Annotated in this window: 12 protein-coding genes; 6 read left to right on the top strand and 6 right to left on the bottom strand. The window is 35.5% G+C overall.

Features of this window, described 5'->3' with window-relative positions; genetic code table 11:
* Positions 1–36 precede the first annotated feature (36 nt).
* Together IL45_RS15115 and IL45_RS04870 are read right to left on the bottom strand one after the other, a co-directional pair.
* Entirely contained in the window at positions 37–210 is a 174-nt protein-coding gene (locus IL45_RS15115; RefSeq protein WP_160165388.1) for a hypothetical protein, read from the bottom strand.
* 171 nt (positions 211–381) lie between these two features.
* On the bottom strand, positions 382–777 hold the full coding sequence (locus IL45_RS04870; RefSeq protein WP_316930401.1) for a hypothetical protein: 396 nt from the start codon (positions 775–777) through the stop codon (positions 382–384).
* A 41-nt stretch (positions 778–818) separates the two neighbouring features.
* On the opposite strand from IL45_RS04870, the gene IL45_RS15245 reads away from it, so the two are divergent.
* Positions 819–974 (top strand): hypothetical protein, encoded by a 156-nt coding sequence (locus IL45_RS15245; protein WP_170062953.1) that lies wholly within the window; start codon positions 819–821, stop codon positions 972–974.
* Between the two features lie 50 nt (positions 975–1024).
* Here IL45_RS15245 and IL45_RS04875 read toward each other — a convergent pair whose 3' ends face one another.
* Both IL45_RS04875 and IL45_RS04880 read right to left on the bottom strand, forming a co-directional pair.
* Positions 1025–1414 carry a YchJ family protein gene (locus IL45_RS04875; RefSeq protein ID WP_036581015.1) on the bottom strand — a complete coding sequence of 130 codons (390 nt, stop codon included), beginning with the start codon at positions 1412–1414 and terminating at the stop codon, positions 1025–1027.
* 60 nt (positions 1415–1474) lie between these two features.
* Complete coding sequence (locus IL45_RS04880; RefSeq protein ID WP_036581017.1) at positions 1475–1903, bottom strand: hypothetical protein; 429 nt, start codon at positions 1901–1903, stop codon at positions 1475–1477.
* A 192-nt stretch (positions 1904–2095) separates the two neighbouring features.
* Here IL45_RS04880 and IL45_RS04885 point away from each other — a divergent pair, with 192 nt between their 5' ends.
* From IL45_RS04885 to IL45_RS15330, 4 genes are all read left to right on the top strand, one after another.
* Positions 2096–3685 carry a protein adenylyltransferase SelO gene (locus tag IL45_RS04885; protein WP_036581020.1) on the top strand — a complete coding sequence of 530 codons (1590 nt, stop codon included), beginning with the start codon at positions 2096–2098 and terminating at the stop codon, positions 3683–3685.
* A 251-nt stretch (positions 3686–3936) separates the two neighbouring features.
* Positions 3937–4695: a hypothetical protein gene (locus IL45_RS04890; RefSeq protein ID WP_146128654.1), complete on the top strand. Its 759-nt coding sequence runs from the start codon at positions 3937–3939 to the stop codon at positions 4693–4695.
* A 122-nt stretch (positions 4696–4817) separates the two neighbouring features.
* Complete coding sequence (locus IL45_RS04895; RefSeq protein ID WP_036581023.1) at positions 4818–6221, top strand: exonuclease domain-containing protein; 1404 nt, start codon at positions 4818–4820, stop codon at positions 6219–6221.
* Between the two features lie 103 nt (positions 6222–6324).
* Positions 6325–6453, top strand: a complete 129-nt coding sequence (locus IL45_RS15330) for a hypothetical protein (RefSeq protein WP_262496349.1) — start codon at positions 6325–6327, stop codon at positions 6451–6453.
* 50 nt (positions 6454–6503) lie between these two features.
* Here IL45_RS15330 and IL45_RS04900 read toward each other — a convergent pair whose 3' ends face one another.
* A complete protein-coding gene (locus tag IL45_RS04900; RefSeq protein ID WP_036581024.1) occupies positions 6504–6938 on the bottom strand; it encodes a hemerythrin domain-containing protein in 435 nt (144 codons plus the stop codon).
* A 10-nt stretch (positions 6939–6948) separates the two neighbouring features.
* Positions 6949–7449: a pyridoxamine 5'-phosphate oxidase family protein gene (locus IL45_RS04905; RefSeq protein WP_036581025.1), complete on the bottom strand. Its 501-nt coding sequence runs from the start codon at positions 7447–7449 to the stop codon at positions 6949–6951.
* A 301-nt stretch (positions 7450–7750) separates the two neighbouring features.
* Between IL45_RS04905 and IL45_RS04910 the strand changes: the two genes are divergently transcribed.
* Positions 7751–9502 (top strand): hypothetical protein, encoded by a 1752-nt coding sequence (locus tag IL45_RS04910; protein WP_146128655.1) that lies wholly within the window; start codon positions 7751–7753, stop codon positions 9500–9502.
* Positions 9503–9505 lie beyond the last annotated feature (3 nt).

Here is a 9505-nt window from a genome sequence, read left to right on the forward strand (position 1 = left end):
GAATCTTATAAGGACAGAACACAAAGGTTAAAACCCTTAATCTGGAATGTCTTTCATTAAATACTTGAGAAAGTATTTATAATACATTTTATCTTTATAATTTTTATGACCAGTGGCGCGCTTTTTCTTAATAGCTTCTACAGACAGGTAGATCCTAATAATTAGAAACGCCATGAAAATGAGTAGGCCTATTAAAAAATATTGATTCATTGTGTTTACCTGATCGGTGTATGATGAAAACGCTTTGAGTAAGGTTATATCAAATACGAAACTAGGCTCAATTTAGTTTTAAACTTAAATAAATATAAGAATATTCTTCACTACTTACCAAATACCAGAAAAGGAGATGAATCACCACAAAGAATAGTGATATTGTTTTATTTAGTTCAGTAAGTCATCGGTTTCCTTAATTCTATAGGCTTGTTCTACTCCTAGATAGTCTGGATCACCTAGTTCTTCTGACCAGAATCCGTCTAGAACATCCATGGTCAGACATTTATACACCACAACACCTTTAAATATCGTGCCGGTATCAGACTTATAATTAAAGTTAATTACCAGAATATGGTCTTTATAAAAGCCTACTCCTTGTTGCACTTGATCATCACCTATTTGCCATAATGCAACAATTCTATCATGTGGATCTAGTGATAAGGTAAGGATACCGCGATAGCTGCTTTGGGTACGATCTTGATTATGACCACTAATTTTATAAGTTCCTACCAGATCATTTACGGTCATCGCTTTTTTGTTTGTAAAGGTAAGTGCTATCTTCAAGTATTCTATATCGACTACCTTTGTCGCCTGATGATATTCTCATGGCCAAAGCTGGAAAAGAAAAAAACACTAAAAACAAGAGTAAGCATACTAAGCTTATGAATCGCAAGAAGAATAAATTGCGCCAAGAGAAAGAGGCGCGTGCCCTGCGCTTAAAGGCTATTGTAAAAGCTGGGCAAAATAATAAAGAGGCTTAGTTGCTTCAGTACGCTTTCGCGAAAGCGGAATCCAACAACCCATCTGCACATTATACCAAAGCGTCTAAATAGACCCAATGTCCATTCTCTTTACAGAATCTAGAATGCTCGTGGATAATTTCTAATCGACCATTCTCCATATAAAATGCTTTAAACGCTACCGTACCGGTAAGATCATCTTTAAGCCCATGACTGGTTTGCAACACTTCTAATTTTACCCATTCTACAGACTGAGTCCATTGTTTCATCTCGCGAGCTTCTTTTTTACTAGGTCTTTTAGAGCTGTGATGACTGCGTTGTAGATAATCGATATCACCCATTACAAAAGCACTATAACGCGATCGCATCAATTGTTGTGCTGTGTTCACGTCGTTGATGTGATGATGTGCTATGGCACAACAGTTTTTATAGAGTCGCTGGGAATCGCAAGGGCAGTTCAAAGGGTCATTTTTTAATCGCAAAATTAATCACTTATTACCTTATTGGTTTATAAAGGCTACTTATTTCACCCTACTGAAAAGTAATGCGTCTGTGGTAAAATCTGTAGGACGAGCTTCCCGACCAAAACCCAAGGCTATATGTAATTGATCCTTTGATTTCATTTCTAAAATTCCTTTAAGACGTCCTACTTCTGTATCATCACTTTTATCGATTCTTATCAAATCGATAGCTATAGGTGATTGCTTATCATCAATTTGATAAGTCATAGCGAGTTCTTTTCCGTCATGGAAATAGGATTTCCCACCCATTTTAGATCCATTAAATTCTAAGATTGCATACCCATCACTGGTGAGTTCTAGAAAGCCTATATTGCTTTTATCCTCACCTTTCCAACGACCTACATGAGGACTATCGCCCAGTAATGATGTAAAAGAGGTTAGAAACAGCAATAAAACTGCGGTAATACTTAAGGCTTTTAAAATTTTCATGTCGTGTTATTAATGAGTTGGTTTTCAATAATACGAATTCTTTTAAATTTTAAAGAGATTGGGTAGGAATTGAGACTATGGTTTTAAAAACTACAATATCACTCCTTTAATGATAAATTTTTGAGATCCCATTATATATGGTTTGGCATATCATTAAATCTAGTTTCCTTACAATTCTGCTACCTTTGTATGATGCACGACATTCATATCAATAACAGCTTTACAGACGCGTTACCACAGGACCCAATAACAGAAAATTACACCAGACAAGTTACTGGTGCTGCTTATTCCCTATCGCAACCTTTAGTTTTTAAAAACGCACAAGTCATTCATGTATCTAAGCTAGCACAAGAGCTGGGTTTTACAAACGAAGAAGTGCAGTCTCTTGCTTTTAAAAATATAGTAACTGGACAAGAATTCCCTGATGGCGTTGCACCTTATGCGATGGCATATGCCGGACATCAATTTGGCAATTGGGCTGGACAGTTAGGTGATGGACGTGCCATCAATTTATTTGAAATGTTGCAACATGACCAGCGATGGGCATTACAGTTAAAAGGTGCTGGTCCTACTCCATATTCTCGTAGTGGTGATGGACTTGCCGTGCTGCGCAGTAGCATACGCGAGCATTTATGTAGCGAGGCGATGCATCATCTGGGCATACCTACCACGCGTTCTTTATCATTGTCTTTAAGTGGTGATCAGGTGTTGCGTGATATGTTGTACGATGGCAATGCTGCACATGAAAAAGGCGCTATTGTATGTCGTGTGGCACCTAGTTTTATACGCTTTGGGAATTTTGAATGGGCGGCAGCGCAAGGCAATCCAGAGTATTTAAAGCAGCTTACAGATTATACCATTAAAACATTTTACAGTCATATTACCACGACCGGTAAAGAGGCTTACTTACAATTCTTTAAAGAAGTTACCGCTCGCACACTCGATACCATCATTCACTGGCAACGTGTCGGATTTGTACATGGTGTTATGAATACCGATAATATGTCTATTCTAGGACTTACCATAGATTATGGACCTTATGGCTGGCTAGAGCCTTATGATCATGGATGGACACCTAACACGACAGACCGACAAAACAAGAGATACCGCTATGGTGCGCAGCCAGAGATAGGTTTATGGAACCTATTACAACTGGCAAATGCTTTGTATGAATTAATTAATGATGGTACTGCATTAGAGGAGATTTTAAACGATTATAAAGCAAATTATCAGTCTCAATATCTCAGGATGATGCAAAGTAAATTGGGTCTTCAAACATCGCAAGAAAATGATCAAGAGCTTATCGCTACTTTAGAACATCATCTACAGTTACACGAGACCGACATGACCTTGTTCTTCAGAGAATTATCTTTAGTTGAACCACAAATGGATGCCGATAAAGCTTTTGTAACTATTTCAATGGCTTTCTATGATCTTGAGAACATCAGCGAGCCTCATCAATGGAGCTGGCTAGAATGGTTAGAACGTTACTTAAAACGATTACAGCTAGAACAGGACGCGTTGGGTATGGATGGTATCGCTTTCGCGAAAGCGAAACAACAACAAATGAATGCTATAAATCCTAAATACGTACTTAGAAATTACATGGCACAACTGGTTATCGATGATGCCGACAAAGGAGATTATACTTTATTAAACGATGTCTACAAAATGTTGCAGCGACCGTATGACGAGCAACCAGAATTTGACAAATGGTATGATCTGCGACCAGATTGGGCTCGCAACAAAGTAGGTTGTAGCATGTTGAGCTGTAGTAGTTAAGAATGAAAAGGATCTGGTATAATCGCAATCCATACAACACGATTTTTTGAATCAACAACAAAACTGACGATCTAGAATATCGCCCATGAATGCTATTTTGATAGTGCAAGAATTCTGCTCATAGATCGTTATGAAAGAAAATACCTCATATCTCTAAAAGTTTTCTTTTAATCGAATAATCTAGTAATCAATGAGCTATTATGTTTAAGTAGAGTATTATTGAAAGACTCTAGTACTTAAACCAAACCTTCATGAATTCTTTTTGCTTCATTATTATTTTGTCTCTATCCTGTATTGCACAAGCACAGGTAGGTGTCGGAACAGTAAATCCTCAAAATGATTTACATGTTGCAGGCGGTTTACGTATCGATGATGCACCTAGTGGTACAAGTACAGATGCTCAAAACCGATTGCTGGCGAGAGATTCCAATGGCGATGTAGTGAATGTAACCATTGATCAGGCAGTAGAAAATGTGGGGATTCCTCAACTGGCGTTTAATGCAAAATTTGGTTCTGGTGGTAATGTGTTTTTTAGTGATTGTATCCCATGTGCTACAGGACAGGAAAGAAGATTTCATTTAGAACTACCACAAGTTAATATCAATAATACATCTCTAGTAGAATTAGAAGACCCAACAGGAACAACAGTTTTAGGAGATGAATATTTTGAGATTAAAAAGGCTGGTTTTTATAGATTTGAAGTCAACTCTACTGTTGCTATTTCAGGATCAAGTACTTTTTTTATCAATCTTTATCTTAATAATTTGAAACTTTCAGGTACTACTGAGACGGATAGTTTTAGAATATTTGGTGGTATCCCTAGAGGCTCTGTAGATTCTCCTGTTAGCGTTCCTTTTTATGCCACAGACATACGCTATTATGATGTAGGAGATCAAGTGAGCCTAGGTTTAAAAGCTGCCGTTGTAGAAGGTGCTGGTAGTAGAGAATTATTTAGCATACTACCTATAGATGCTACCTATATCGCTCAAATAACGATTACGAAGTATTAAATTCTTGAGCAAGGATGATTCTCGTAGTTCGTGCTGGATTTTAGCTATATGTTAAAAATCCAATTGAAGCTATATTAATTGGAATTATTCCATAATTTTGGAACATTTCCAAATAACAGCATTTGAATCATCTTGAAAATTTATATTGTGTCGTTGACATAGAGACTACTGGTAACCGTATGAGCGGTAATCGTATGACCGAAATTTGCATAGTACGCATGCGAGGCGATACCATACTGGATAAATACAGCTCTTTAATTGACCCAGAAGTTTTAATCCCAGATTACATTACGACTTTAACAGGTATAGATAATGCTATGGTCGCCAATGCACCAGTATTTGCAGATGTTGCCGAAGAGATCTTGAACTTTACCAAGGATTGTATTTTTGTAGCACATAATGTCAACTTTGACTACAACGTATTGCGCAACGAGTTTAAAAGACTACATCATGACTTTAAACGTAAAAAATTATGCACGGTAAGATTATCTAGAGAATTAATACCTGGAATGAGGTCGTATAGTCTGGGAAAATTATGTGATGCAATAGGCATTCCATTAATCAATAGACATCGCGCCGAAGGTGATACCGATGCAACAGTCATCCTTTTTAAAAAATTACTCGCAATAGATGATGATGGTGTGACATTTGACAAATTTATTAAAGGTACTTTTAAAGAAGGAACTTTTCCGCCACATCTGGAACGTTCACAATTTGATGAATTACCTGAAACCGCTGGTGTATATATCTTTAAAGATAAAGGACATAAAATCATTTACATAGGAAAAGCTATTAATATACGTAAACGTGTATTATCTCATTTCTATTCTAAAACGTCTAAGTCTTACTTGATGTGTCAAGAGATTTTTCATATTGATCATATCGTGACGGGTAATGAGCTGGTTGCTTTATTGCAAGAATCTGATTTGATTAAAAAACATTATCCTCAGTTTAATGTGGTTCAAAAAAAGCCTAAACCAGCCTATCAAATCCTGCATTATAAAAATCAGCTAGGGATTATTCAATTTGCAGTAGGATTAGTTAAGTCCTATGATTATTCTGTAGTGACACATTATAACCGCGCTCATGCTGTAGAGCAACTAGAACAGCTTTGTGCAGATTATAATCTGTGTCCTCGATATTGTAGCTTTAAAACCAAAGAGGATTGTACATCACATTATAAATTAAAGAACTGTAAAGGCGTGTGTAAAAAAGAAGAGCTTGTTTCTTTATACAATTTGCGTGCACAACAGGCGATAGAATCTTTACATAATCAGAATCCTAATTACATCATTAAACAGCCTGGTAGAACCCATGAAGAATCCTGTTTTATTCTCGTAAAAGATGGTGAATATCAAGGCTATGGTTATGTAGATCGTTATGCAACGATCAACTCTTTATCAGACTGTGAAGATTTTATAGACCGCAAGGCAGCAAACTTTCATACCAATCAAATTATCAGAGCTTACCTTAAAAAATATGGTGAGCAAAACGTGATTCATGAAGAGATTGCTGCTGAATTGTAAATGGATATGTTAAGTCCATTTGTTAGTTATGTTAATAGATTATCAATTAAGAATTTATTAAAAATCTGAAATAGACATTTCTCTTAATTTTAAAATAAAAAAGATGAACTACACATTTTCACCTAACGGCTATAGCGATTACAAACGCAAGACTATTGATGATCATGAAAATTATGATGACGAAGACGTGAATAATACTTCATCATCTTCACGCTTTGAAAGCTATTTATAAAAAAATCCGATCGATTGATCGGATTTTTTTTTCATGATATTCAGATATAACTATCTGTTTTGCTCCATAAATTCTTGATAATCTTTTGCTAGACTAGATTTTTCTTTTTCGTTAAGAGCTTTACCTGCTAGTTGAAAGACCTCTTGTTCTTCTTCATCAAGATGATGTTCTACTTGATGTGCCAGCTCTTTCATGTACTTGAGCCATGCACTGCTATCCATGTCTGTTTCTTCTAGTTTTTCAACTAGCTCATCCATTTCGTGATGCTCGGCAATACTATGTCTAGCTTTTTCTTGAGTAAGATCAGATTCAATTAATGGAACATAAAAATGTCTTTCCTCAGCATCTGCATGAATGGCTAATTCATGTTTTAATTTATTAAACATGTTCTTTCTCAATGCTGTTTCACCAGATGTGTGGACTAGTTGATCACAAAGATCTCTCTGAATTTCATGATCTTTTCTTAGAGCTTCAAAAATATTCATATCGTTGGTTTTATAATTTTAAACTTCCACTAGTTCCTATTTCTGTTTCATCGCCTGTAATAGCAGTGTAGGCTAATTTTGCTAAGGTTACAATTGAATTTGTTTTAGTATCCCAATACTGCGCTTGTTCTGGTGTGAAGGTCAATACCGTTATTGTTGTGTCATCTTTTCCATCAAACCAATTATTATCAAGATTTCCATAAAGCTCTTCAATTAAAATAGGATCCTTACTAATACTAGTAGATCCATAAACACTCAAGAACTCTTTAGACTTTATATCACTAAAAATCAATTGAGTATCTGCATCTTTTTCGATGTTTTTATTGTGATCACTCGTGCTTTTACTGAAAAATAAGATTGATCCATTATCATTAATTCTCTTAGGCGTCATCGGTATACTGTCGACTGGCTTTGACCCTAGATTAGTAAGCATCATACTGGTCTCAATCGATCTGGATAATTCTAAGTATTTCTCTAAAGCTTCTCTTTGGTATAGGTTTTCTGAACTCATTTTTTATTTTAAATATACAGACACATCATTGGTAATACTCTTAATTAATTACGAATTAACTCGTTTTTTAGAAGTATCACTAATCATATCCGTATTTAAAATGATTATTATCAGATACTTTAAAACTTACACTCAATTTATCCTCTACTGGTAAATCTCTAAGAATGTTAAAATATGTTAAGGAACCAAATAAGCATTTCATGGAATGAAACCAACCATTGAATAAATAGCGATTGTCTTTTCTTAATGAAAGTCTCAAATTGTTCTTGTTAAATTGAAGAAGCCTGAATTAATTATTTAATTGAAGGTGACTTTTTATCAAGACTACAACATTATGGGGAGGAATGTTCAAATCGTTTTTACATTATTATTGTGTTTATTGATGGGTTTTCATGTTAGTAAGGCACAAGATGAAAAAGAAGATAAAAAGTCACCTATTCAGGTTACAGGAAGTTTAGGTTTTTACTATGACTACTATTCTTATACACAAGAAAACTATGCAAGTTTTAGACCTCGATATCCCGAAAATCTATTAAGACTTAACGCTCAAATGAGCATCAACTTTGGCAAGCACTTTAGTATACCTATAAGTGTCAACGTTACTAATCAAGACGTTATTTATAATTTACCTAGTGTACCAGAAGAAAGTGCTCTAGATTATATTCAAAATCCAGCAAACAACATAAGTATCAATCCTAAGTACAAATGGGCTCAAGGCTTTTTTGGTACGCAAACACCTATGTACACACCACTAACTACTGGTGACATTCCCATCTTTGGAGTTGGTCTAGAAATAAACCCAGGTAAATTTATTCTATCTGCAGCAGTAGGGAAATCTCAACGTGCTATCGAACCAGATATATTATTAAACGTACCTGGCGCCTATGAACAAAGTATTATCACGGCACGCATAGGAGTAGGAAAAATAGAAGGCTCTAAATTCACAATTAACGTAGTACGTGTGAGAGATCATAAAAATTCTGTTCTTGCTAATCCCATAGGAATAGAACCTATTGAAGGTTTGACCATTTCACCCTACGCAGAATTTAAGGTGTTTAAAAAATTAAACATCCGTACAGAGACTGCTGGATCTATATTTACCAAAGATCTCTTTAATAATGGAGTCATCGATGAAGATTACATAACGGCAGTAGAAGATTTTATCACCGTTAATGCAAGTACTACCGCAGACTTCTCTCATAACACACGTATAGACTGGAAAGGAGATAAATTTCAATTAGGTGGTGAAGTACAATATATAGGTCCAGGATTTTTACCTGTGGGATATCGATTTGTAGAACGCGACATCCTAGATTATAAGGTCAATACTGGTATGAAACTATTTGACAACAAAGTAAACTTTACAGGTAGTTTTGGTATAAGAACTAATAATTTAAACGATACAAAATTATCGTCTTCAGAACGCATTATTTCTAATGCAAACCTATTTGCGCAAGTGACAGAATCTTTCTCTGTCAACCTCAATTACAGCAACTTTGGATTCAAAAACGATGCTAACATATTGAATCAACGCATAGAACTAGTCAATAATTCCATCACGGTATCGCCTTCCTACACGTTTAAAACAGAAAAGTACATGCACCTTATTACAGGTAATGTGGCGCTGACCAGTTTTGAGCAATTTGATGTCGTTAGTAACGCTTTCGCGAAAGCGGAAAATACCACCTACTCTATCAATTATAATATCTCTTTCTTAGAAAAGCCTTTGAGCATCGGTTTACAAGGCATCTATCTAGAAAACCAATTACCTACTGGAGATTTTACCATGTTGAATTATGGTCTTATAGCCAGCTACAAAATGCTAGATAAAAAATTAACGCCTTCCATAGGATTCAACTTTGCTCATGTAGACGTTCCTGGATTCACTACAGATTATAGAAAAAATTTAAACCTAAGATTGGGTTATAAACTGACTAAAAAACTGCAATGTAAACTGCAGTATCGCTACACAAATTTCAGATACGGTAATTCTAAACCTGGTGCCGCACTGGATCAAAATAGAGTTCAATTCTCTATTCAACAACGATTTTAATAC

Origin of the sequence: Nonlabens ulvanivorans, assembly GCF_000732625.1 — a bacterium.
GTDB lineage: Bacteria > Bacteroidota > Bacteroidia > Flavobacteriales > Flavobacteriaceae > Nonlabens > Nonlabens ulvanivorans.

Excerpts from the sequence above, each read along its gene's own strand:
- IL45_RS15115 (WP_160165388.1), bottom strand. The coding sequence starts at position 210 with ATGAATCAATATTTTTTAATAGGCCTACTCATTTTCATGGCGTTTCTA.
- IL45_RS15330 (WP_262496349.1), top strand. The coding sequence starts at position 6,325 with ATGAACTACACATTTTCACCTAACGGCTATAGCGATTACAAACGCAAG.
- IL45_RS04905 (WP_036581025.1), bottom strand. The coding sequence starts at position 7,449 with ATGAGTTCAGAAAACCTATACCAAAGAGAAGCTTTAGAGAAATACTTA.
- IL45_RS15245 (WP_170062953.1), top strand. The coding sequence starts at position 819 with ATGGCCAAAGCTGGAAAAGAAAAAAACACTAAAAACAAGAGTAAGCAT.
- IL45_RS04900 (WP_036581024.1), bottom strand. The coding sequence starts at position 6,938 with ATGAATATTTTTGAAGCTCTAAGAAAAGATCATGAAATTCAGAGAGAT.
- IL45_RS04885 (WP_036581020.1), top strand. The coding sequence starts at position 2,096 with ATGCACGACATTCATATCAATAACAGCTTTACAGACGCGTTACCACAG.
- IL45_RS04890 (WP_146128654.1), top strand. The coding sequence starts at position 3,937 with ATGAATTCTTTTTGCTTCATTATTATTTTGTCTCTATCCTGTATTGCA.
- IL45_RS04880 (WP_036581017.1), bottom strand. The coding sequence starts at position 1,903 with ATGAAAATTTTAAAAGCCTTAAGTATTACCGCAGTTTTATTGCTGTTT.